General features: G+C 74.4%; 22 protein-coding genes. 11 read left to right on the top strand and 11 right to left on the bottom strand.

The window, feature by feature from the left end; all coding sequences use genetic code 11:
* Positions 1–58: 58 nt before the first annotated feature.
* From F7Q99_RS24585 to F7Q99_RS24565, 5 genes are all read left to right on the top strand, one after another.
* Entirely contained in the window at positions 59–595 is a 537-nt protein-coding gene (locus F7Q99_RS24585; protein ID WP_153464834.1) for a hypothetical protein, read from the top strand.
* A 142-nt stretch (positions 596–737) separates the two neighbouring features.
* Entirely contained in the window at positions 738–1,514 is a 777-nt protein-coding gene (locus tag F7Q99_RS24580; RefSeq protein ID WP_326847071.1) for a LamB/YcsF family protein, read from the top strand.
* Complete coding sequence (gene pxpB, locus F7Q99_RS24575; RefSeq protein WP_326847070.1) at positions 1,511–2,143, top strand: 5-oxoprolinase subunit PxpB; 633 nt, start codon at positions 1,511–1,513, stop codon at positions 2,141–2,143. The genes F7Q99_RS24580 and pxpB overlap by 4 nt, the downstream gene beginning before the upstream one ends.
* A gap of 137 nt (positions 2,144–2,280) precedes the next feature.
* Positions 2,281–3,144: a 5-oxoprolinase subunit C family protein gene (locus F7Q99_RS24570; RefSeq protein WP_153464832.1), complete on the top strand. Its 864-nt coding sequence runs from the start codon at positions 2,281–2,283 to the stop codon at positions 3,142–3,144.
* A gap of 206 nt (positions 3,145–3,350) precedes the next feature.
* Positions 3,351–4,124, top strand: coding sequence for a class I SAM-dependent methyltransferase (locus tag F7Q99_RS24565; protein ID WP_153464830.1), 774 nt, complete (start codon positions 3,351–3,353; stop codon positions 4,122–4,124).
* Positions 4,125–4,210: 86 nt separating this feature from the next.
* Here the strand turns inward: F7Q99_RS24565 and F7Q99_RS24560 are convergent, their stop codons facing one another.
* Positions 4,211–5,710, bottom strand: a complete 1,500-nt coding sequence (locus F7Q99_RS24560) for a HEAT repeat domain-containing protein (RefSeq protein ID WP_153464828.1) — start codon at positions 5,708–5,710, stop codon at positions 4,211–4,213.
* 294 nt (positions 5,711–6,004) lie between these two features.
* Between F7Q99_RS24560 and F7Q99_RS24555 the strand changes: the two genes are divergently transcribed.
* Positions 6,005–6,514: a hypothetical protein gene (locus tag F7Q99_RS24555; RefSeq protein WP_153464826.1), complete on the top strand. Its 510-nt coding sequence runs from the start codon at positions 6,005–6,007 to the stop codon at positions 6,512–6,514.
* Between the two features lie 4 nt (positions 6,515–6,518).
* Here the strand turns inward: F7Q99_RS24555 and F7Q99_RS24550 are convergent, their stop codons facing one another.
* On the bottom strand, positions 6,519–8,000 hold the full coding sequence (locus F7Q99_RS24550) for a DNA-binding protein NsdB (protein WP_153464824.1): 1,482 nt from the start codon (positions 7,998–8,000) through the stop codon (positions 6,519–6,521).
* Between the two features lie 476 nt (positions 8,001–8,476).
* On the opposite strand from F7Q99_RS24550, the gene F7Q99_RS24545 reads away from it, so the two are divergent.
* A complete protein-coding gene (locus F7Q99_RS24545; protein WP_153464822.1) occupies positions 8,477–9,691 on the top strand; it encodes an aminoglycoside phosphotransferase family protein in 1,215 nt (404 codons plus the stop codon).
* Positions 9,692–9,744: 53 nt separating this feature from the next.
* On the opposite strand, the gene F7Q99_RS24540 is transcribed toward F7Q99_RS24545, so the two are convergent.
* From F7Q99_RS24540 to F7Q99_RS24530, 3 genes are all read right to left on the bottom strand, one after another.
* Positions 9,745–10,929: an acyl-CoA dehydrogenase family protein gene (locus F7Q99_RS24540; protein ID WP_153464820.1), complete on the bottom strand. Its 1,185-nt coding sequence runs from the start codon at positions 10,927–10,929 to the stop codon at positions 9,745–9,747.
* Between the two features lie 167 nt (positions 10,930–11,096).
* Complete coding sequence (locus F7Q99_RS24535; RefSeq protein ID WP_153464818.1) at positions 11,097–11,591, bottom strand: hypothetical protein; 495 nt, start codon at positions 11,589–11,591, stop codon at positions 11,097–11,099.
* A gap of 788 nt (positions 11,592–12,379) precedes the next feature.
* Positions 12,380–12,604 (bottom strand): DUF397 domain-containing protein, encoded by a 225-nt coding sequence (locus F7Q99_RS24530; RefSeq protein WP_153466590.1) that lies wholly within the window; start codon positions 12,602–12,604, stop codon positions 12,380–12,382.
* Positions 12,605–12,925: 321 nt separating this feature from the next.
* Here F7Q99_RS24530 and F7Q99_RS24525 point away from each other — a divergent pair, with 321 nt between their 5' ends.
* Positions 12,926–13,465: a PTS-dependent dihydroxyacetone kinase phosphotransferase subunit DhaM gene (locus F7Q99_RS24525; protein ID WP_153464816.1), complete on the top strand. Its 540-nt coding sequence runs from the start codon at positions 12,926–12,928 to the stop codon at positions 13,463–13,465.
* Positions 13,466–13,494: 29 nt separating this feature from the next.
* Here F7Q99_RS24525 and F7Q99_RS24520 read toward each other — a convergent pair whose 3' ends face one another.
* The 3 genes from F7Q99_RS24520 to F7Q99_RS24510 form a co-directional block, all read right to left on the bottom strand.
* Positions 13,495–13,983: an NUDIX hydrolase gene (locus tag F7Q99_RS24520; protein WP_153464815.1), complete on the bottom strand. Its 489-nt coding sequence runs from the start codon at positions 13,981–13,983 to the stop codon at positions 13,495–13,497.
* Positions 13,984–14,011: 28 nt separating this feature from the next.
* The gene (locus F7Q99_RS24515) at positions 14,012–14,545 is read right to left on the bottom strand and encodes a sugar transferase (protein WP_153464813.1); all 534 of its coding nucleotides are present in this window, start codon (positions 14,543–14,545) and stop codon (positions 14,012–14,014) included.
* A gap of 222 nt (positions 14,546–14,767) precedes the next feature.
* On the bottom strand, positions 14,768–15,040 hold the full coding sequence (locus tag F7Q99_RS24510; RefSeq protein WP_153464811.1) for a hypothetical protein: 273 nt from the start codon (positions 15,038–15,040) through the stop codon (positions 14,768–14,770).
* 328 nt (positions 15,041–15,368) lie between these two features.
* Here F7Q99_RS24510 and F7Q99_RS24505 point away from each other — a divergent pair, with 328 nt between their 5' ends.
* The gene (locus F7Q99_RS24505) at positions 15,369–16,424 is read left to right on the top strand and encodes a polysaccharide deacetylase family protein (protein ID WP_326847069.1); all 1,056 of its coding nucleotides are present in this window, start codon (positions 15,369–15,371) and stop codon (positions 16,422–16,424) included.
* Positions 16,425–16,537: 113 nt separating this feature from the next.
* Here the strand turns inward: F7Q99_RS24505 and F7Q99_RS24500 are convergent, their stop codons facing one another.
* Positions 16,538–17,314 (bottom strand): glutamate racemase, encoded by a 777-nt coding sequence (locus tag F7Q99_RS24500; protein WP_326847068.1) that lies wholly within the window; start codon positions 17,312–17,314, stop codon positions 16,538–16,540.
* A 57-nt stretch (positions 17,315–17,371) separates the two neighbouring features.
* Here F7Q99_RS24500 and F7Q99_RS24495 point away from each other — a divergent pair, with 57 nt between their 5' ends.
* Positions 17,372–18,520 carry a glycosyltransferase gene (locus F7Q99_RS24495; protein ID WP_326847067.1) on the top strand — a complete coding sequence of 383 codons (1,149 nt, stop codon included), beginning with the start codon at positions 17,372–17,374 and terminating at the stop codon, positions 18,518–18,520.
* 67 nt (positions 18,521–18,587) lie between these two features.
* Positions 18,588–19,334 carry an SAM-dependent methyltransferase gene (locus tag F7Q99_RS24490; RefSeq protein ID WP_153464807.1) on the top strand — a complete coding sequence of 249 codons (747 nt, stop codon included), beginning with the start codon at positions 18,588–18,590 and terminating at the stop codon, positions 19,332–19,334.
* A gap of 18 nt (positions 19,335–19,352) precedes the next feature.
* Here the strand turns inward: F7Q99_RS24490 and F7Q99_RS24485 are convergent, their stop codons facing one another.
* Entirely contained in the window at positions 19,353–20,228 is an 876-nt protein-coding gene (locus tag F7Q99_RS24485) for an alpha/beta fold hydrolase (RefSeq protein WP_195911159.1), read from the bottom strand.
* Between the two features lie 88 nt (positions 20,229–20,316).
* The gene (locus F7Q99_RS24480; protein WP_153464803.1) at positions 20,317–20,988 is read right to left on the bottom strand and encodes a thiol:disulfide interchange protein DsbA/DsbL; all 672 of its coding nucleotides are present in this window, start codon (positions 20,986–20,988) and stop codon (positions 20,317–20,319) included.
* Positions 20,989–20,991: the final 3 nt, after the last annotated feature.

Below are 20,991 nucleotides of genomic sequence, written 5' to 3'. Positions count from 1 at the left end.
CGGTTCCGCGCAGGCGGGACAAGGATCCGCCTGCTCCTCGGCATGGAGGTTCGTCGTCATGGACAGCGAAACGGACACCGATCCCGCGGCCGCACTGCGCCGCGTCCGGCGCTGGCTCCGGCTCTTCCTGGTCTGCCTGGTCCTGAGCGGGTTGACCGCCTTCCCGCTGGAGACCGAGACCCGGTGGCTGGCCGACTTCGCGTCCGGTCCGGCCGCGCCGCTCACCGACCACTTCCCCACCGCGACGGCCTGGCTCGAACGGGTGCGGACCGGGATCGCCGAGACCAACGACCACTACCCCTTCCTCGCCTACGGCACCGACTGGCTGGCCTTCGCCCACCTGGTGATCGCCGCCGCGTTCTGGGGCCCGCTCAAGGATCCGGTGCGGAACATCTGGGTCATCCGCTGGGCCGTCCTCGCCTGCGGCGCCGTCATCCCGCTGGCGCTGATCTGCGGCCCGCTGCGGGGCATCCCGCTCGCCTGGCGCTTCATCGACATGTCGTTCGGGACCTTCGGTGTCATCCCGCTGCTGATCGTGCTGCGGGCGCTGCGTCCGCTGGAACGTTCCTTCGAGGGGCCGGCGGCCGCGAGCTGAGTCGCGGGCGTCCGGCTGCGGAGTCAGGGCGCGAACCGGTGGCCGCGCGCCGGTGCCCGCGCCCGGGGCCCGGGTCACGGTCCATGGCCCTCTCGCACAGGCCCTACGATCTGGCTCAACAGCTGGTGGGAGGCGGACGGGCGTGGCCGATGCGGTGATCGATCTCAATGCGGACCTCGGCGAGGGGTTCGGGCGCTGGACGCTGACCGACGACGAGGCACTGCTGTCCGTGGTGACCAGCGCCAACGTCGCCTGCGGCTTCCATGCCGGGGATCCGTCGACGATGCGCCGCGTCTGCGCACTGGCCGCCGAACGCGGCGTCCGCATCGGCGCCCAGGTCTCCTACCGGGACCTCGCCGGCTTCGGCCGCCGCGCGATGGACGTCCCCCCGGAGGAACTCGCCGACGAGATCGCCTTCCAGATCGGAGCCCTCCAGGTCTTCGCCCGCGCCGCCGGCTCCCGGGTCTCCTACGTCAAACCGCACGGCGCCCTCTACAACCGGGTGGTCACCGACTCCGAGCAGGCCGAGGCCGTCGTCGCCGGCGTCCTGCGAGCCGGGGCCGTCTGCGACGGTCCGCTGCCCGTGCTCGGCCTGGCCGGCTCACGGCTGCTCGCCGTCGCCGAGGGCGTCGGACTGCCCGTCGTCACCGAGGCCTTCGCCGACCGCGCCTACACCTGGGCCGGCACCCTCGTCCCGCGCCGCGACCCGGACGCGGTCGTGCACGACCCCGAGGCGGTGATCACCCGAGCCGTAGGGATCGCCCGCGACGGCGAGGTGGAGGCCGTCGGCGGCGAGCGGATCACCGTCGAGGCCCGCTCCCTGTGCGTGCACGGCGACACCCCCGGCGCCGCCCAGCTCGCCTGGCGGGTGCGCGGGGCGCTCGCCTCCGCCGGGGTCCGGGTGGAGGCCTTCGCGTGACGCCCGCCGTCCGACGGGTCGGGGAGAGCGCGCTCCTGGTCGAGGTGGCCGGGCCCGCCGAGGTCGCCGCGTTCTACGGCTGGCTGCGCGAGCGGCAGGAGGCGGGCGCACTCGGCGCCGTCGAGGAGATCGTGCCCGCGGCGTCCACCGTGCTGCTGGACGGCGTCGCGGACGTCGACGCGCTCGCCGCCTTGCTGCGCACGGCCCGACCGGCGGCGGCCGATGCGGCGAGCGGGCCGCTGGTGGAGGTGCCGACGGTGTACGACGGCGCCGACCTCGCCGAGGTCGCCGCGCTGTGGGGGGTGTCCGAGGAGGCCGCCGTCCGGATCCACACCGCACCCGAGTACGTGGTCGCCTTCTGCGGCTTCGCCCCCGGCTTCGGCTACCTCACCGGCCTCCCGCCGCAGTACGAGGTCCCGCGCCGGGCCACCCCGCGCAGCGCCGTCCCGGCCGGCTCCGTCGCCCTCGCCGGCCCGTACACCGGTGTCTACCCGCGCTCGTCCCCGGGCGGCTGGCAGCTCCTCGGCCGGACGACGCTGACGCTGTGGGACACCGCGCGCGAGCCGGCCGCCCTGCTGGCACCGGGCGTCCGGGTGCGGTTCACGGCGGTTCGGGGGCACGGGAGTTGAGGGGGCTGCCGGTGGTCCGGCCCGGGCCGCTCACCATCGGCCGGGACACGGACCACACGGACGACACGGACGACACGGCTGCGCGGGACACGGATGACACGGCGACGCGCGGCACGGGAGTGGACGAGGTGGGGGCGATGAGCGAGCTACTGGTGGTCCGGCCCGGGCCGCTGACCACCGTTCAGGATCTCGGACGGCGCGGCGTCGCCCACCTGGGAGTGCCGCGGGCCGGGGCGCTGGACGAACCCGCCTTGCGCGCGGGCAACCGGCTGGTCGGGAACGAGCCCGGGGCGGCCGCGTTGGAGACCACGCTCGGCGGGGTCGCGCTGCGGGCCATCCGGCGGGTCGTGGTCGCGGTCACCGGCGCGCCCGCGCCCGTCCGGGTGGACGGGCGGGCGGCGGCCTTCGGGGCACCCGTCGCGGTGCGAGCCGGGGCGGTCGTCGAGGTGGGCGCCACGACGACCGGCGTCCGCAGCTACCTCGCGGTGGCGGGCGGCATCGCCGTCGCGCCGGTGCTCGGCAGCCGCTCCGCCGACCTGCTGTCCGGTCTCGGGCCCGCCCCGATCGCCGCGGGCGACCGCCTGCCGGTCGGGCCTCCCCCGCCGTACCGGCCCCGGCCCGACCTCGTCCCCCTGCTCGCTCCCCCGGCCGAACTGGTCCTCCGGCTGCGGCTCGGCCCGCGCGCCGACTGGTTCGTGCCGGAGGCGGTGGCCCGGCTCGCCCGCGACCGCTACCGCGTCGCCCCGGCCAGCAACCGGATCGCCCTGCGCACCGAGGGCCCGGCGGTGGCGCGCGCGAGGGAGGGTGAACTGCCCAGCGAGGGCATGGTGTTGGGGGCCGTCCAGATCCCGCCGGACGGTCAGCCCGTGGTCTTCCTCGCCGACCACCCCACCACCGGCGGCTACCCGGTCATCGGCGTCGTCCCGCCCACGGACCTGGCCGCCGCCGCCCAGGCTCGGCCGGGGATGCCGGTGCGGTTCGTCGTGCTGCGGGGGCGATGAGCCTGTCTCACCGACCCAACTGAGCCTCTGCCACCGGTCGTTGAACCGGTTCGAGGCCCCGCCCCACCCTCCCCCGCCATCCGCGCGTCAGGCAGCCCTGGCGGAGTTGGAGAACTCCGGGGCGCCCGGGGCGAATTGACCGAAACCCGCACCGGCCTGCGGGAACTCCTTCCCGCCCCCGCCCCGCCCGTGGTCCGATGACCCGCATGAGCGACGAACTTCCCCACACCGACCGGGCGGGCAACGATCGGCGCAAGGGCTACGACGGCACGGGCGCGGGCGCGATCACCCCGGACGGCTGCGCCGTGGAGGTGTGGTCCCGCCTCCCGGTGGGCGACGCGCCGGACGTGATCGGGAGCGCCGTCCCGGCCGGCGCGAGCATCCTCGAACTGGGCTGCGGCGTCGGCCGGATGACGCATCCGCTGGTCGACCGCGGGTTCGCGGTGACGGCCGTCGACGAGTCCGCCGAGATGCTGGCCCGGGTGCGCGAGGGCGTCCGCACGGTGCGCAGCCCGATCGAGCGGCTGGACCTCGGCGAGCGCTTCGACGTCGTCATGCTCGCCTCCTTCCTGGTGCACGCGGGCGATGCGGCGGTCCGCCAGGGCCTGCTGGAGACCTGCCGCCGCCATGTCGCCGACGACGGCTGCGTGCTGGTGCAGCGCGAGGGCGAGGGCTCGCACGTGAGGGTGCCGCGGGAGAGCAGGCTCGCGGGGACGGACGGGCTGGTCCGGGTGGTCTCGTCGACGCCGAACGGGGACGGCTCGAACACCGTCCACGTCGAGTACGAGTTCCCGGACGGCCGCTGGACCCAGACGTTCCTCTCCCGGCCGCTCGGCACGGAGGAGTTCGAGGGAGCGCTGGCGGCGGCCGGCCTGGCGGTGGAGCGGTATCTGACGCAGGACCGCACCTGGGTCCGGGCCCGGCCGGTGCTCCAGGGACTCGGCGGCGTCCTCGCTCCGGACACGGGCGCCGGGAAGTAGAACGGGCTTTCAAAAGAGCCGCCGGACAAGCGATGGGCCGGGGCACCCGAACAGGTGCCCCGGCCCATCGGAGATCGTGAAGGACCCTAACGCCCGAGCTCCCGGGCGGCGGTCAACCGGCCGCGGACGGCGGCGTGGACCTCGGCCTCCTCGGCCGGGTCGGCGGCGAGTCTGCGCAGGCGCTCCAGCACACGCGCGTCGCCCGTGGTGGCGACATGCCGCGCGGCGAGCTCGCGGGTGGCCTCCTCGCAGTCCCAGAGGCACTCGACGGCGGGCCCCTCGGGAAAGTGCACGTCGGTCGCGGCGAGCGCCCGGGCGGCGCGGCCACGCAGTTCGGAGGAGGCGGCCTCCCCGTAGATGTGGCGCAGGACGGGCACGGCGTCGGCGGCGGCCAGCCGCCCCGCACCGTCGACCAGCGACCCGAGCCCGGTGCCGCCGACCCCGCGGACGGAGACCCAGCGGCGCAGCCCGGCCACCACCAGCGGCGCGTCCACCGGCTCCCCGGCATCGGCGAGCAGCTGGACGGCGGCTTCGCCGAGGGCGCTGTCGGCGCCGCCGGACGCCGGGTCGGCCCAGCGGCGGGCGTGCGCCAGCACCTCGGGGCCGCGCATCCGGCCGAGCAGTTCCAGGGCGGAGCGCACCATCCGGTCGTCGACGTCGGCGGCGGCGGCCTCGATCAGCTCGGGGGCGGCCGGGTCGCGCTGGTCGACCAGGTAGCGCAGGGCGGCCCGGCGGGCGCCGGGCAGGCCACTGCGGGCGGCCTCCAGCACCACGGGCCGGTCCTCGGGGCGGACGACGGCCGTGAGACAGCGGGCGGCCGCGGCGGCGCGGCGGTCCACCGCGTCGGGGCCGGACGGGTCGGCGGCGCCGTGCGCGGGCTCGGGACGGCCGAGGAAGGCGCCGGCGCCGAGGTCGCCGAGGTCTCCCTGGTCGGCCCAGGCCAGGACGTCGGCGGTGGACCAGCCCGGGGTGACGCCGCTGCGGTTGAGCTGGCGCTGCCAGAGGTCGAAGGGCGACTGTTCGCCGGCCGCCGCGACCCTCGGGTGGTAGGCCGCCCACAGCCGCCAGGGCCGCGGCTCGTACGCGTTGCGGATGAAGTCGCGCAGTTCGGCGTCGCCCTCTGGGCCCGGCGGGAAGCGGTCCAGCACGGCGGTGCCGAGCAGCAGCAGGCCGCGGTCGTCGTCGCGCAGCGCGAGCTCGTCCAGCGCCCAGGACCAGTTGGCGCCGGTGGCGGCGTACTCGCGCAGCATCAGCAGCGCGTCGCGCCGGCCGTAGGCGGCGAGGTGGCCCAGGACGGAGAGGGCGAGGCCGGTGCGGTTCTCGTCGTCGCTGACCAGGTCCTCCGGGGAGTGGAGGTGGTCCTCGATGCCGTCGAGGGGGGCTTCCAGCTCCATGTAGAGGCGGGCGTAGTACAGCGAACGACTCTCGACCTGCCAGTCGGCCCGCGGATCCCTGGTGACGCACTCCTCCAGCGCGGCGATGGCCTCGGTACGGTCGGCGGCCAGCGCATGGAGCTGCCCGTCACCGCGGCCTCGCTGCAGGAGGCCGAGGAGGCTGGCACTGGGTGCTATCACTGGCTCGAACATGAGGTCAGCATCCGTTGCGGCGGTCGTAGTGGCAACGGGATTTCCGTCGCCGGGGTCTCTGGTCGGTACTGCGGTGGGCGCCCGGGCGCCGGAATCACCGAAGGTTACCGCCTCGGATCCCCTTCCGCACACAGGGCGACGAAGGCTTCGGCCACAGTGGCATATGCCACGGGAATTTTGCCAGCAATCTGTCCAATTCCCCCGCAGGGGGGATGCGGCTGTGCGAGAGTTCTGTTCACCACCCCCGACGGCAGGCTCGCAGCGAGCCGGCCGCCCCGGATCGACGAAACGGTCATGGACATGCCCTTATCCGCCACCCGCCCGCAGGCCGCCGCCCGACCGGACGGTGCCCCGGCGGGCGGGACGGGCGCGACCGGGGCGGGCGGCGGCCAGGGCGGCGACACGGACCACGGAACGGACGGCGACAGAGTGGACGGCACGGCGCAGGAGCCGTCCGACCCCACGGTCGGCTCCGCCGAATGGGACCTGCTCACCGACGGCGTCCGATGGGACGCCGAGACCTTTCTGCTGCTCCGCTGCGACCCTGGCCACGGCCCGCTCAGCCTCGACCGGCTGCCCGACCGCGTCCCGGAGGCGGACCGGCCGCTGCTGCGCCGGATGATGACCGAAACCCTGGTGCACGGGCGCACCGCCGCCGGCACCCTGCGGATCCGCCGCCCCGACGGCCTGCTCGACAGCGTCGACTGCGCGGGCGAGCCCGTCCTCGGCCCGGACGGCACCGTCACCGTGCTGCGCATGCTGCTCCGGCCGGCCGCGCGGGCCGGAGCCACGGAGAACCGCTAGCGCCTCAGGTCGTCCGCGGCCGGACCTTGGCGTCCGCCGCGCGCAACTCCCGCCCCAGCTCGGCCCGCAGCTCGTCCACCGCCGGCAGCCCCCGGTACTGCGCGGTCAGCCGGTACATCTCGCGCAGCCGGTCCCAGGTCCGGTGCGAGGAGTTCTGACCGATCAGGTTCATCACCATCTTGGCCTGGAACTCCGCCGCGTCCGGCTCCCCGGTGAGCCAGTGCAGCGAGGCCAGGGTGATCCGGTCGAACAATGCGGAACGCAGCTGCCCCGTGCCCTCCCGCAGGGCGATCACATGCTCCGCGTGCCGCTGCGCCCGCGCGGCGGCCGACGGGTCGTGCTCGGCCAGGGTGCGCAGCACCAGCGCCTGCATGCCGCGCAGTTCGGCCTCGTCGAACACCTGCATCCAGCACGGCGGCGGCTCCGGCGCCTCCTCCGCGAACAGGTCCTCGGCCTCGCCGAGCAGCCGCCAGGTGTCCTGCGAGTGCCCGAGCGAGGCGTGCGCCCACGCCTCGACGGTGTTCAGCATGGCGCGCGTTCTCGGCAGCAGCCGGCCGCTCGCCGCCTTCGCCGCCGACATCAGGTCGAGCGCGTCGTCGGCCCGGCCCAGGTGGACCATCTGCCGGGCCGCCCGGGAGATCGCCTCGCCCGCCCTCGGACGGTCGCCGGCCTCTTGGGCCGCCTCCGCCGCGATCATGAAGTACCGCTGGGCGGTGGGCTCCAGGCCCACGTCGTGCGACATCCAGCCCGCCAGCACCGCGAGGTTGGCCGCGACCATCCACAACCGCTGCTCCACGGCCGCCGGGTGGCGATGCGTCAACAGCCCGCCCACCTCGTTGAGCTGACCGACCACCGCCTTGCGCTGGAGCCCGCCGCCACGCGCGGCGTCCCACGCCCGGAACACCTGAACCGAGCGCTCCAGCGCCTCCACCTCGTCGAGTCCGACCGGACCCGCGTCGTACACGTCCACCACCGGGCGGGCCCCGCCCTCGGTGATCACCCGCCTCGGCCCGGGCACCGAGGCCGCGTACGCGACCGCGTCCCCGTCCAGCCAGCCCTTCAGCGAGTCGGCGATGACCGCCCCGGCCGTGAGCGCGGCGCCCGCGCCCACCAATCCACGTCGGTTCAGCATGAGGTCCATTCCCGTGAACTCGGTGAGGACCGCGGCCGTTCGATCCGGCGACCATGGCACTGCTGCGGACTGCGCCGCCCCGCTCCTGGTGGGCCGGTGTCGTTCCAGACCGAGGTCCTCAGTGGTGACGACACGGCCGAGCCGCTCCGTGAACACGGCTGCCAGCACCCGCGGCACCGGATCGCGGGGAATCTCCCCCTGCTCGATCCAGCGCCGTACCCTCGACGTGTCGGTGGACAGCTGCTGCTGGCCCATCGCGGCGCCCCGACGGTTGACCAGCCGTGCGAGTTCGCCCTTCGACCATCCGGTCAGGACGAACAGATCGGCGAGTCGGGTGTTGGGTCCCCTGCTCAACGTGAAGCCCCCAGGTTCCTCGGCTGGTTCGAGGCTAGAGGCTCCGGCAAGTGCCAGGCGAGCATTCGCCACCGTTCGCCAGGGCCCGCCAGACTACTAAGCCAGTGCGGCGAGGGTGTGTTGTAGGGGTGCGCCACCTCGCCCCCGGGGTGGGAGGCGCTCCGGACCCTGTCGGGGCACTCCCCCGACCGTGGCACGGGGCGCTCCCGATCCTCACCCGAAGGGGTGGCGCGGCCGGGTGGCGCGGGGGCACCGGGCACGGCCACGGCACGTCCGGCCGATCGCATTCCCCAGGGTGCGGACGGCCGGAGCACCGCCGAACAGGGGTCCTCCGACCCCGCGTCCGTGCCCGGCGCCCGCGCACCACCCACCGCTTCGACCAGGGCCGCCGTCACGCCAGGAAGCACGCGGCACCGGCCCTCCCCCTCACCGCGGGGCGCACCCGCCGACGGACAGGAAGGGACCACCCTCACCCCATGTACTCCTCAGCGACGACCCCCACGCCGACCGCGACCCGCACCGCGCTGCGCCCCCCCACCGCAGCCGCCGGCCGTCCCGGACCGAAGCAGGTGCCCCCGCCGAGCCGCCCCGCGGCCCTTCGCGGCACCGACGGCCGGACCGCGGACGCCCGGGTTCCGGCCGGCCGTACGGCGCTGGGGTTGCGCGGCCCCGAGGCCGCTGCGCCGACCGCCGCCCGGATCCCGCTCGCCCGCCAGGCCGACAGCCGGGTGCTTCGCAGCCCGCACCGGCCCGGCCAGGTCGCCGGTCCCGAGCGGATCGACCCGTCCGCGCTGCAGACTCCCGCCGTGCGGGCCGCGCTGGCGAGCGTCGCGCGGATATGTCCGGCGTTCACCCCTCGCCAGGTGCTGCGCGAGGGCAGCCGCCACATCCTCGTGGCGGGCGCGATCGGGCGGGCCCCGGTGGTCGCCAAGTGCCTGGCGCCGCAGGCGGTTCGGAGTGAGTACTTCGAGCAGCTGGTGGCCGACTTCCACCACGAGGTCGCGGTCTACCGGGCGTTCGTCCGGCACCGCCCGCCGGTGCGGCTGCCCCGGCTGGTCGCGGCCGACCACGACCGCTGCGTACTCGTCATGGAGCGCGTTCCGGGCCGGCCGGCCGCCCGGGAACGCCACCCCGTCAACGCGCCCACCCCGGGCGAGGTGCGGGCGCTGCTCAACTCCGTCCGGACGCTCAACCTGTGGCGCCCGCCGACCGACGTGTTCCAGCCGCGGCTGGACTACCAGTTGGAGATCGCCCGGTACCACTCGGTGGGCCAGCTCACCGACCGGGACGCCGGCGATCTGCGCGGCCTGCTGCACGGTCTCGGCCACACCCCGCTCCAGCTCTGCCACGGCGACGCCCTGCTCAGCAACATGCTGCTGGCGCCGTCCGGCCCGGTGCTGGTCGACTGGGAGCAGGCCGGCTGGTACCTGCCCGGCTACGACCTGGCGGTGCTGTGGAGCGTCCTGTCCGGGGACACCGCGGCGCGCCGCCAGATCAGCCAGCTCGCCCAGAGCGGCGGCACGCCGGCCCGGGACGCCTTCCTGATCAACCTGGTGCTGGTGCTGATGCGGGAGATCCGGCTGTACGACGTCCCGGGGGCGGGCGAGGAGCAGCGGATCATGATCCGCCGGCTCTACGACGACGCCGCGCTGGCCCGCCGGGCCGTCCGGACCGCGGTGGGCACCCGATGAACAGTCATCGAACTCTCGATGAACGGGAGTTGGACCAGAAATGAACAATCGGCTCAGGGTCGGGCGTCGCGCTCCACAGCGGCCCGGCCCGCCGCCTCCAGGACGGCCTCATCCGGCATGAGGTGCACCCGGCTGCTGAGCAGGTCCCGCAGGTAGCGCTCCAGCGGGTGACGCCGGCTCAGGCCGGGACTGCCGGCGAGCGAGACCGCCTGCTCGACGGCCGCCGTCGCGGCCCGGACGGCCAGCAGGTGGGCGGGACCGGTCCGCGCGAGGGCGGCCGGCTCGCCCCGGTCCACCCGGGGGGCCAACCCCTCGATCAGTTCCTCGGCCCCGATCAGCCGGGCCTCGATCTCGCCGAGCGCGCAGTGGTGGCGGGCCAGGGTGCCGAGCGTCGCCGGGGGCTCTGCCGGATCGACCGGAGTGCGCCGGTCGAGGAAGCGGATCAGCCAGGCCTGGGCGGCGCGGGCGACGCCGACCGCCACCGCCGAGAGGGCCAGATCGCGCCAGGCCCCGGAGAGTTCGGCGTCCCCGCCCGGTGAACTCCCGGTCGCCCCGGGCGCGGTGAGCCCGAGCGCGAGGTCGGCCGGCACCCGGACCCGGTCCAGCACCACGTCATGACTGGCGCTGGCCCGCAGGCCGAGCTGGTCCCAGGTCGGGTCGATCTCCAGGCCCTCGCTCTCGCCGCGGACCAGGAAGGTGCCGATCCGCGGCTCCGGTTCGTCGGTCCGCGCGGTCACCGCCATCCAGGCCAGCGCCTCGGCGCCGGTGCAGTACGTTTTCCGGCCACTCAGCAGCCAGCCGTCCTCGTCCCGCCGGGCCACCGTGTCAGGCAGCGCCCCGGGCCGATCACCGGGCTCCGCGTGCAACGTGTTGACCAGGGCGGGCCCGCGGCGGGACTCGATCAGCAGCCGCCGGTAGCCGGCCGCCGGCCAGGTCGCCCGGCGGGCCTGCTCGGCGTGCTGGAGCAGGGTGAACGCGGTGACCACGGCCACCGAGGCGTCCCCGCGGCCGAGTTGGGCCAGCACCCGGACGGTGTCGGCGAGCGTGCCGCCCGGCCCGCCGTACCGCCGGGCGACGGTCAGGGTGAGCAGACCGGCCTCGTGCACCGCCTCGATGCCCTGGTACGGGAAGGTCGCGTCGCGGTCGTGCTCGTCGGCGCGGGCGGCGAGCAGGTCGACCACCCGGGGCAGGCCCGCGAGGGCGGCGGCGGGCGACGGGTCGGCGGCGGGCATGGTCATCGTGCGGTGCCTCCAGGCGGGCAGCAGGGGCGCGGCAATGCGGACCCGCCAACTGGGGCTGGCACGCGGCGTCCGGCCCAGTGCGCGGTCCGCCCACCGCAGACGTCAACCAGCCGTCCGGCCCCGGGATGCAGCAACTTCGGGATGCAGCGGCTTGCAGACGGTTTTCAGCCCTGGTGGAACATGTCCGCGGGGAGCGGCTTCAGGAGCTGATACAGGTCGTCCGAAATCGGTCGGTCCCAGGATGCGATGGTGACCTGGACGCCGTCACTGCGGCCGAACTGGGCGCAGAACACGCGTTCCTCGCTGACCTTGACCTTCTTCACGATCAGCAGGTCGTCCCCGAGCATGACCGGGAAGTCCTCGGCCGAGACGAACTCGACCGGCTCGTCGTTCTCCAGCGCCGCGAGCAGCTGCCGCACCTCGAAGGGCACGTTGTCGCCGGTGTCCCGGGCGGGCGAGCCCTCGGGGAGGTTGCCGATGAACATCGCCGGGCCTCTGCCGCCGAACAGGTCGTAGCGCAGGAAAATCCCCTGGCAGGAGCCGTCCGGGCCGGTCATCATGGCCGCACCGAAGTCGCCGGGCCAGTCGCCCGGGTCCATCGCGAGCACGTCGAAGTCCGGGCCGGCGGGCTGTCCGGAGCGACGGCGGAGAAATGACATGGGACCATCGTACGTGTCCGGCACACCGCGCTCACGGGGTGGGTCGGGCACCGGCCGGAGATCCACGCTCAGAGACCAATGTTGACTCTGAGCAACCGTCCGGGCTACGTTCGGTTCTGCACGACAGCCGTTCTGGGTTTCACCCTCCGGGGGGACGGCGTGTCGCTACGCGGCCCTACACGCGTATCCCTCACTGTGCATTTGTCGTGCCGAACCGCCGAGCACCCAGCTTCGTCCATACGCACACAGCACAACACACAAGCCAACAGTTCCATGCATCACAAGCCAGATCCGCGGGGCCCCGGCCCGTCGCTCCCGTGGATCTGCTCGGGACGCCGCCGCGTGGGGGCGTGCGGGTCCCGAGCACACGGTGCCGCCGCCGAGTCGCTCTCGGCTTCGGCGCCAGCCTCCCGGCGACTGCCGGCCCCTCGTGGGCCGGGACCGGCCGACGCACCCCGGTGCGCAGGGGATACCTGGGAGGATGGCCTGGCTAGCGCTGCCGGGTCGCACAGCAGGCGCCGTGTCTGGCCGCGTGGGGGCGGTGGGCACGGCGTCTGCCTGTGCTCATACTCTGAGCTGCGTTTGTCTAACAGTCAACAGAAATTCTGACGAGGCACGATCAAAAGATCATCAGTTGTGATGATCGAGGCGGAAATCACCCCTCCGAGCGGCCGCGGAAGCGGCTCCTGACGACCGCGCAACGACCTCATAACGACCGTGGAGCGGACCCCGTCGCCGAGGCCCGCTCCACGTCCTTCCCGAGGTCCTTCCGTGGCCCCTCGCCGCGCTCAGGTGAGGTCGAACTCGCCGTCCCGTGCACCGAGCACGAAGGCCCGCCACTCGCCCGGCGTGAAGACCAGCACCGGCCCGTCCTCCTGGCGGCCGTCCCGCATCCCGATGTACCCGTCGACGAAGGCGATCTGGACGTCCCCGACGCCCTGGCTGCTGCACAGCCACGTCGCGCCGGTGAAGTCCACCTTCGGCTTCCCGTTCCGGGCCAGCTCCGGCCCCAGACCGGCTGCCTCCGGGCCAGCCGTCTCCGGGCCGGCCGTCTCCACGTCAGTCCCGCTGTTCGCCACCACTGTTCGATCTCCTCCCGACGGCGTTCCGCGCCCAGCCTAGCCACACCCGCCCGCCCCGGTCAGCGGGTTGACGAGGACGCCCCCGGCCGGGGACGGGCACGGCCTGAGGCGCCGTCAAGCGTGTCCCGCCCGGCGGCGGCAGCGGGCAACTGCCAGAGTGTGGAAAACCCCCGCCCGCGCCCGGTGGGCCCCGGACTCCCCGAGGACCGCGACGCGCGGGCCTCCGCCCCAACCGCCCGCAGGGAGCAGCCGATGAGCCGCCGGGACGGCACCCGTGCCGATGTCATCCCCATCTCCGACGCCCCCTCGGCCCACCCCCCGGCGCCCCGAACCCCGCCCTCGCGCACCCCGCTGCCCCGGCCGACCCCGGGCCGGCCGGCCGCGCACGGCCGGGTGGGGATCGTCCTGGTCTCCCACAGCCAGGAACTGGCCACCGCCGTCCGCGCCCTGGCGCTCGCCCTGACCGGATCCGACTCCCCCTCCCCGGTCGCCGCCACCGGAGGCGATCCGGTCGCCGGACCCGGCATCAGCGCCGTCCTGGTGGCCGCCGCCACCCGACGGGTCGACCAGGGCCACGGCGTCGTCGTACTGGCCGACCTCGCCAGCGCGGTCTCGACCGTCCGCGCCCTGCTCTCCCAGGCGGACGAGCACGGCCTCCCGTTCCCGGTCCGCTTCGCCAACGCGCCGTTCGTCGAGGGTGCGGTCGAGGCCGTCGCGACCGCCACGGCGGGCGGCGACCTCGCCGCCGTCCTGGACGCCGCGGAGGAGACCTACCGGCAGCACAAGGACTGAGCCACCGCAGGTTGGCGGAAACCGGTCGGTCAGGGACGCTCCTTGCCCTCCCACGAGAAGAAGGCCGGACCCTCGCACTCCAGGGCGTGCCGCAGCCGCTCGTGCTCCGTCTCGATCATCGGCGGCAGCGCGTCCAGCGCGAACCAGCCGACCTCCAGCGACTCGTCGTCGTTCACCCGCGCCTCGCCGCCGATCGCCCGGCAGCGGAAGGTCAGCACCAGATACTGCGTCACATCACCGTTCGGGTACGTCACCTGCGGCGAGACGGTGACCGAGGCGAGCAGCTCGGGCACCGCCACCACACCTGTCTCCTCCAGGCACTCGCGCACCACGCCGTCCGCGGGCTGCTCCCCGGGATCGAGGATGCCGCCCACCGGCGCCCAGCGCCCGTCGTCGGACCGCCTGGCGAGCAGCACCCGGTCGCGGTCGTCCAGCACGACGGCGACGACGGCGCTCAGCCAGAGCGGGCGATTGCCCACGACGGAACGGAGCTCGGCGAGAAACTCGGGGATAGCCATGGACCGCAGCCTATCGAGGCACGTCGGCTCACCGGGCGGAGCCACCGGGCGCGGGGATGCCCTCGGGGCACAGCAGCGCCCTGACGGTGAGGCCGAGGATCCGCAGGTCGAGCCGGAGCGAGCGGTGCTCGACGTACCAGAGGTCCAGTTCGGCCCACTCCGGCCGGCTCAGCCTCACGCGCGGGCGGCGGGCCTGGAGCTGGGCCCAGCCGGTCAGGCCCGGGCGCACGTCCAGCCGACCGCGCTCGCGACAGGAGTAGCGGACCACCTGGTCCGGGCGGGCCGGACTGGGCCCGATCACGCCCATCTCCCCGCGGGCCACGTTCCACAGCCGCGGCAGCTCGTCCAGGCCGGTCCGGCGCAGCAGCGCCCCGAAGTGGCCGTCCCGCCGGGTGCGGAAGCGCAGGATCTGGAACTCCCGGCCGTACCGGCCCGTCCTGGTCTGGCGCAGAAGCACCGGCCCGCCCGCCGTCCAGTGGAGCAGCGCGGCGATCGCCAGTGCCAACGGCGCCGCGACGATCCCCGCCAGGGCCGCGACCGCCAGATCCCCTCCGCGCTTCATGACCCGGACACACGTCTGGCGGGTTCAGGCATGTGCGTCCACCGCCCCGGCGCTGCCGCTCATCGCTCCCCCTCCACGAGAACGCGTTCACAGTAAAGGGAGACATGAAGGCGTCGCCCGGGAATGGTGAAAGAAGTGGGGAGAGGACGACCGAAGCGGCCGAAAACCGGCCGCGCCCAGGGCCGTCCGGGACCTTCGCGGTGGCGGTTTTGCAGAAAGCTTTCAGAGCGCGGCGCGGCGGCGGTCCCGCAGCAGTCCGAACACGATCCGCCCGAGCAGCAGGACGCCGGCCGCCAGGCAGCCGGCCACCGCCATCGCCCAGGCCGGGCCGAAATTGTCCGGAACGAACACCGCGACGACGATCCCCAGCGCCAGGCAGGCCAGGCCCACCACCGCCAGCGGAATCTGGTGGGTGACCAGCGCGCCGCCACTCCACGCGCGGGCCATCCGGGTCGCGCCGTGCAGGTGGAAGGGATCACGGTCCGCATCTGCCATGAGCCCAAGGTACCCCGGGCGGACGCCGCAAGCAGCCTGCGGGGAGTGAGGGCCCGGGCACCCTGCGCGACCGTCCCGGCCGCTGCGAGCCGGGCAATTCGCCTCCACATTCAGTCCACGAAAAATCCTCGTCCCCCCGGTACAACCATCTACGCGGTGTATCGGTCTCCACTACATTGAGCGATCCAGGAGCCGTCCCCGGCGCGGGTGTTCGTCCCCCCGCCGAGGACCGGAGAACCAGGGGGCGGAGCCGCCGTGCCCTGGAGTCGGAGGCCGGGCTCCGTCCTCCGGCGGTACCGCCACGCCGCTCGGCGACCGAGGGGGAACCGTGCCGCAGTCCCAGTCCACCACGTCGATCACCGCCGTCCACGCCCGGCCAGTCCCGAGCGTCCGCGCGCTGCCGCCGATCGTCCGCTGCCCGGCCGAGCCGTACGGCGGCGGGTGGCACGGCGCGCCCGACGACGCCCACCGACCGGACGCGCGGGTCGACTGGCTGCGGTTCGCCCCCGTCCAGCCGGTGTTCCGCGCCCGGGCCGCACAACGGCTCGCCGTCCTCGCCTACCACGGCGTCACCGACCCGCGGTCCTTCGGCGCCCAGCTCGACCGGCTCCGAAGACTCGCCACACCCGTCTCGCTGGGCGCGGTCCTCCAGGCCGTCACCGAACGGCGGCCGCTGCCCGCCCGCAGCGTGCTCGTCACCTTCGACGACGCCGACCGCAGCGTCCTCACGCACGCCCTGCCCGCCCTCAACGCCCGCGGCATCCCGGCCGCCGCCTTCGTCATCTCCGAGCTCATCGGCACCGAGCGGCCGTTCTGGTGGCACGAGGCCGACTTCCTCGCCCGGCACGGCGGACGCGCCCGCTCCCTCGACTGCGGACACCCCTCCCAGCTGCTCCCCCGGCTCAAGGCCATGCCCGACCCGGACCGCCGGCGCAGCCTGCACGAGCTCCGGGTCAGCGCCGATCGCCGGCCGCCCCGCCAGGAACAGCTCAGCCCCGCCGACCTCCGGGCCCTGCGCGACGGCGGAGTCGCCATCGGCAACCACACCCAGGGGCACCCGTGCCTCGGGCGCTGCGACGACGCCACCGTCCGCGCCGAGATCACCGGCGCCCACGAGGACCTCACCCGATGGCTCGGCGAGCCCCCCATCGCCTTCGCCTACCCCGACGGCGGCCACGACCCGCGCGCCGAAGCCGTCCTGCAGGAACTCGGCTACCGCCTAGGCTTCCTCTCCGACCACCGTCTGGGGCCGCGCCTCCCCTCCCACCCGCTCCAGATCAGCCGGCTCCAGGTCGACTCCACCACGAGCACCCGGCGCTTCGACACGATCCTCTCCGGTCTCGAACCCGCCTACCTCCGCTGGCGCGGCCAGCCCATGGCCTGAATCGGCCCCTCGCGCTTGTGGCCCGGACCGCGGTGCAGGCAGTCGGCCGCGTCGACTCTCGTGTCAGGCGTGTGTGCGGGCAGCCGACCCGACCGACTGCGGAACGCGCCGGGTCAGGCGATGGGGGCGGGGGCCAGCAGGGCTTCGCCCTGCGGGTAGTGGGTGGCGGCCGACGGGAGGGCGGCGGGGATGCCGGCGTGGAGGACGGTGGTGGTGGCGCTGCCGGTGCGGGTGAGGTCGGCGACGCGGCGGAGGGCCTGGGCGGCGACGGCGTCGGCGGAGCCGTAGAGGGTGAGGCCCGGGGAGGCGGTGGGGGCGACGGCGGCGCGGATGCGGTCCTCGACGAGTTCGTAGTGGGTGCAGCCGAGCACGATGACGTCGGTGCCGACCGGTGTGCGGGCGGCGGCGTCGGCGATGGCCGCGGTGATGGCGTCGTCGTCGCCGTGCTCGACGGCGTCCGCGAGGCCCGGGCAGGCGACCTCGGTGACGTCGGCGGTGCCGCCGAAGTCGCGGATCAGGCCGCGCTGGTAGGCGCTGCCGGTGGTGATCGGGGTGGCCCAGATGGCGACGCGGCCGCCGAGCGCGGCGGCGGGCTTGATCGCCGGGACGGTGCCGATGACCGGCAGTCCGGGCTCCAGTTCGGCGCGCAGGGTCGCGAGCGCGTGGACCGAGGCGGTGTTGCAGGCGACCACCAGTGCGTCGGGTTCGTACGCGGCGGCCGCCCGGCAACAGCCGAGGGCCAGCTCGGTGACCTCTTCCGGCGTGCGCGGCCCCCAGGGCATCGAGGCCGGGTTGGAAGAGAGCACCAGATCGACGTCCGGGCGCAGCTTCCGAAGCGCGGCGGCGGCGGCCAGCAGGCCGATTCCGGAGTCCATCAGTGCGATCTTCACGGGGCAAGACTCTAGTCGATCCGTCCGCCGGAGCCCGTTCTGCGGCAGACTTCCGGGGTGACCGTCCTGCTGTGGATCGCCGCGTTCTCGCTGCTGGTCTGGCTCTGGCTGGCGTGCTGCCACGGCTTGTTCTGGCGCACCGACGTGCGGCTGCCGCCGCGCCGCCCGCCGGTGCGCTGGCCGCAGGCCGCGATCGTGGTGCCGGCCCGGGACGAGGCGGCAGTGCTGCCGGTGAGTCTGCCGACACTGCTGGCGCAGAAGTATCCGGGGCGGGCGCGGGTGATCCTCGTGGACGACCACAGTGCCGACGGCACGGGCGCACTGGCGGCGGAACTGCGGACGATGGACGGGCTGGAGCTGACGGTCACCACGCCTCCCCCGCTGCCGCCGGGCTGGACGGGCAAGCTGTGGGCGCTGCGGCACGGGGTGGAGCTGGCCGGTCCGGACGTGGAGTACCTGCTGCTGACGGACGCGGACATCGCCCACGGCCCGGATTCGCTGGCGGAGCTGGTGGCTGCGGCGGAGAGCAACGGGCTGGACCTGGTGTCCCAGATGGCCCGGCTGCGGGCGGAGACCGGCTGGGAGCGGCTGATCGTGCCGGCGTTCGTGTACTTCTTCGCGCAGCTGTACCCGTTCCGCCGGAGCAACCGCCCCGGCGGCCGGACGGCGGCCGCGGCGGGCGGCTGCTCGCTGGTGCGGCGGGAGGCGCTGGAGCGGGCGGGCGGGGTGGCCGCGATCCGGGGTGCGGTGATCGACGACGTGTCGCTGGCCCGCGCGGTGAAGGCGTCGGGCGGGCGGACGTGGCTGGGCCTGGCCGGGGAGGTGGACAGCGTCCGTCCGTATCCGCGGCTGGAGCAGCTGTGGCGGATGGTGTCGCGCAGCGCGTACGCCCAGTTGCGTCATTCGCCCCTGCTGCTGCTCGGGACGGTGCTGGGGCTGGCGCTGGTGTACCTGGTGCCGCCGGTGACGGCGGTGGCCGGTCTGGTGGCGGGGGCGCCGGTGGTGGCGGCGCTGGGTGGGGCCGCGTGGGCGCTGATGGCCGGGACGTACCTGCCGATGGTGCGGTACTACGGGCAGCCCGCTCCGGCGGTGCTGCTGCTGCCTTTCACGGCGGGGATGTACCTGCTGATGACGGTCGACTCGGCGGTGCAGCACTGGCGCGGGCGGGGGTCGGCCTGGAAGGGCCGCACGTACACCCGGGCGTAGCACTCACGTGAACCCGGGTGCGGCGGTTTCCGAGCGCGAGCGGCCGGCTCGGCTCCATACTGCTCGGATGGACCGTCAACGGCTCTCCCGTCTCGCCCATGCCCGCCACCCCATCGCGGCGCCGCTCGCGGACGAGTCGGTGGCCCGCCTGCTGGAGCGCGCCACCGCCCACACCGAGGCCGGCCGGGCGCTGGATCTCGGCTGCGGGGAGGGGGCCTGGCTGGTCCGGGCGCTGGCCTCGCGCCCGCGCTGGCGGGCGGTCGGGGTGGACCTGGACGCGCAGGCGCTGACCCGGGCCCGGGAGACGGCCACCGCGTTGGGCGTGGTGCGCCGGATCGGCCTGCACCACAGCGACGTCCGGGAGTTCGGTGCCACCGAGCCGTTCGACCTGGTCCTGATCGTCGGATCGACGCACGCCTTCGGCGGGCTGCGGCCGGCTCTGGCGGCGGCCCGCGAGCTTCTGGCGCCGGGTGGCCGGGTGCTGGTCGGCGAGGGCTTCTGGGAGCGCGAGCCGTCCCGGGCCGCGCTGGACGGGCTGGGCGCGGACCGGGACGAGTACGCGGACCTGGCGACCACCACGGACCGGCTCGTCGTGGACGGCTGGACGCCGGTGGACGGGCACGTCAGCGGTCAACCGGAGTGGGACGCCTACGAGTTCTCCTGGTCGGGCGCGCTCGCCGAGTGGGCCCTGGACCACCCGGAGGACCCGGACGCGGCGTCCGTCCGGGAGGCCGCCGACCGGCACCGCACGGAGTGGCTGCACGGGTACCGGGGCACGCTCGGGTTCGTCACATACCTGCTGCGCCGGGACTGAACCCGGCCTGCCGCTACGTCACTTCTGGGTGCGGGCGAGGAAGTCGTCGATCAGCGGGGCGATTTCGGGCAGCTTCTCCTCCAGCGCGAAGTGCCCGGTGTCGAGGACGTGCAGTTCGGCGTCGGGCAGGTCGCGCAGGTAGGCGCGGGCGCCGGCCTCGGTGAAGAACGGGTCGTTGCGGCCCCAGACGATCAGCGTGGGCGGGCGGCGGGTGCGCAGCCACTCCTGCCAGGCCGGGTAGAGCTCGACGTTGGAGTGGTAGTCGAGGGCGAGTTCGACCTGGATGTCCTTGCGGCCGGGCAGGTCGAGGAAGTGCTGGTCGAGCGTCCAGCCGTCGGGGGCGACGAGGGTCGGGGCGCCGGTGCCGCCCTCGTACTGGCCGCGGGTGATCTCCGGGGTGAGGATGGCGCGGGCCCGTTCGGCGGCGCCCTCGACGCCGCGCCGGTTGGCGATGAACTCCCTTGCCTGGTCGGAGAGTCCCTCGTCGTAGGCGTTGCCGTTCTGGACCACCAGGCCGGTGATCCACTCGGGCCTGCGGGTGGCCAGGCGCAGGCCGACGGGGGCGCCGAAGTCGAAGACGTACAGCGCGAAGCGGTCGAGGCCGAGCGCGAGGCAGAAGCGTTCGACCACGTCGGCGAGGGTGTCGAAGCGGTAGCGGAAGGCGTCCGGGCCGGGGCTGTCGCTGTAGCCGAAGCCGGGGTAGTCGGGGGCTATCAGCCGGTAGCGGGTGCCGAGCGCGTCGAACAGCCGGGCGTACTGGTGCGACGCGGACGGGAAGCCGTGCAGCAGCAGCAGGACGGGGGCGTCGGCGGGGCCGGTCTCGCGGTAGAAGACGCGCAGGCCGTCGAGATCGACGTGGCGGTGGTGGACGTGCGGGATCGTCAGCTCACTCATGCTAACCATTAAACAGCACCAGAATGGTTAGGGAGGCGTGTTTCCTCCGAGACTGATCCAGCGTCAACGACGTGGCGGCACCAAGGTGTCAGTGCTTGCCCAGCTGCTCCTGCTGGACCAGGTAGTCCAGCACCTCGGGCATCCGGTCGACGCCGCCCGCCCTGCTCGGCGAGGTGCGGTACTCGCCCTGGACGACCACCGTCGGCAGCTCGTTGACGCCGTAGCGGACGAACTGGGCGGCCGCGTCGTCGACCGACTGGCGCACCTCGGCGGAACGGTAGGCCTCGCGGAACCGCTGCTCGTCGACACCGTGCCGCGCCGCCCAGCCGGTGGCGGTGGCCTCGGTGAGGAGGTCGACCTTGTCGTCGTGCACCGAGCGGAACACGCTCGCCTGCAGGCGCTCGACCAGGCCCAGGCGCTCCAGCGTGTAGTACAGCCGCGCGTGGCCGCGCTGCGCGCTCTCGTCGCGGCTGCCAGGCCAGATCCCGGGGACGCGCCGCAGGACGACGTCCGCGCGGTGCTTCTCGGCCCAGGTCTGGAGCGGCTGTTCCAGCAGTTCCGAGTGGCTGCAGTCGTACCAGAAGAACTCGACCGCCTCCGTGCGGGCCGCCTCGTGCACCGGCTGCGGGTGGTCGAGCTTGACGAACTGGGCGCCCTCGGAGGGCGGTTGGTGGGTGGCGGCACCGGCCTGGACGGGCGAGGCGGCGATCCCGGCGGCGACCGCGAGCATGACGGTGGACCTCAGCAGCGCCTTCGACATCAC

It is taken from the genome of Streptomyces kaniharaensis, assembly GCF_009569385.1.
GTDB lineage: Bacteria > Actinomycetota > Actinomycetes > Streptomycetales > Streptomycetaceae > Kitasatospora > Kitasatospora kaniharaensis.
This window is presented reverse-complemented; position numbering and strand designations above follow the sequence as displayed.

Bases quoted from the DNA above. Each gene is read 5' to 3' on its own strand.
- F7Q99_RS24515 (WP_153464813.1), bottom strand. From the start codon at position 14,545: ATGAAGCGCGGAGGGGATCTGGCGGTCGCGGCCCTGGCGGGGATCGTC.
- F7Q99_RS24480 (WP_153464803.1), bottom strand. From the start codon at position 20,988: ATGTCGAAGGCGCTGCTGAGGTCCACCGTCATGCTCGCGGTCGCCGCC.
- F7Q99_RS24560 (WP_153464828.1), bottom strand. From the start codon at position 5,710: ATGTTCGAGCCAGTGATAGCACCCAGTGCCAGCCTCCTCGGCCTCCTG.
- F7Q99_RS24525 (WP_153464816.1), top strand. From the start codon at position 12,926: ATGAGCCGCCGGGACGGCACCCGTGCCGATGTCATCCCCATCTCCGAC.
- F7Q99_RS24570 (WP_153464832.1), top strand. From the start codon at position 2,281: ATGAGCGAGCTACTGGTGGTCCGGCCCGGGCCGCTGACCACCGTTCAG.
- F7Q99_RS24485 (WP_195911159.1), bottom strand. From the start codon at position 20,228: ATGAGTGAGCTGACGATCCCGCACGTCCACCACCGCCACGTCGATCTC.
- F7Q99_RS24535 (WP_153464818.1), bottom strand. From the start codon at position 11,591: ATGTCATTTCTCCGCCGTCGCTCCGGACAGCCCGCCGGCCCGGACTTC.
- F7Q99_RS24520 (WP_153464815.1), bottom strand. From the start codon at position 13,983: ATGGCTATCCCCGAGTTTCTCGCCGAGCTCCGTTCCGTCGTGGGCAAT.
- F7Q99_RS24555 (WP_153464826.1), top strand. From the start codon at position 6,005: ATGGACATGCCCTTATCCGCCACCCGCCCGCAGGCCGCCGCCCGACCG.
- F7Q99_RS24510 (WP_153464811.1), bottom strand. From the start codon at position 15,040: ATGGCAGATGCGGACCGTGATCCCTTCCACCTGCACGGCGCGACCCGG.
- F7Q99_RS24565 (WP_153464830.1), top strand. From the start codon at position 3,351: ATGAGCGACGAACTTCCCCACACCGACCGGGCGGGCAACGATCGGCGC.
- F7Q99_RS24585 (WP_153464834.1), top strand. From the start codon at position 59: ATGGACAGCGAAACGGACACCGATCCCGCGGCCGCACTGCGCCGCGTC.
- F7Q99_RS24490 (WP_153464807.1), top strand. From the start codon at position 18,588: ATGGACCGTCAACGGCTCTCCCGTCTCGCCCATGCCCGCCACCCCATC.
- F7Q99_RS24545 (WP_153464822.1), top strand. From the start codon at position 8,477: ATGTACTCCTCAGCGACGACCCCCACGCCGACCGCGACCCGCACCGCG.
- F7Q99_RS24540 (WP_153464820.1), bottom strand. From the start codon at position 10,929: ATGACCATGCCCGCCGCCGACCCGTCGCCCGCCGCCGCCCTCGCGGGC.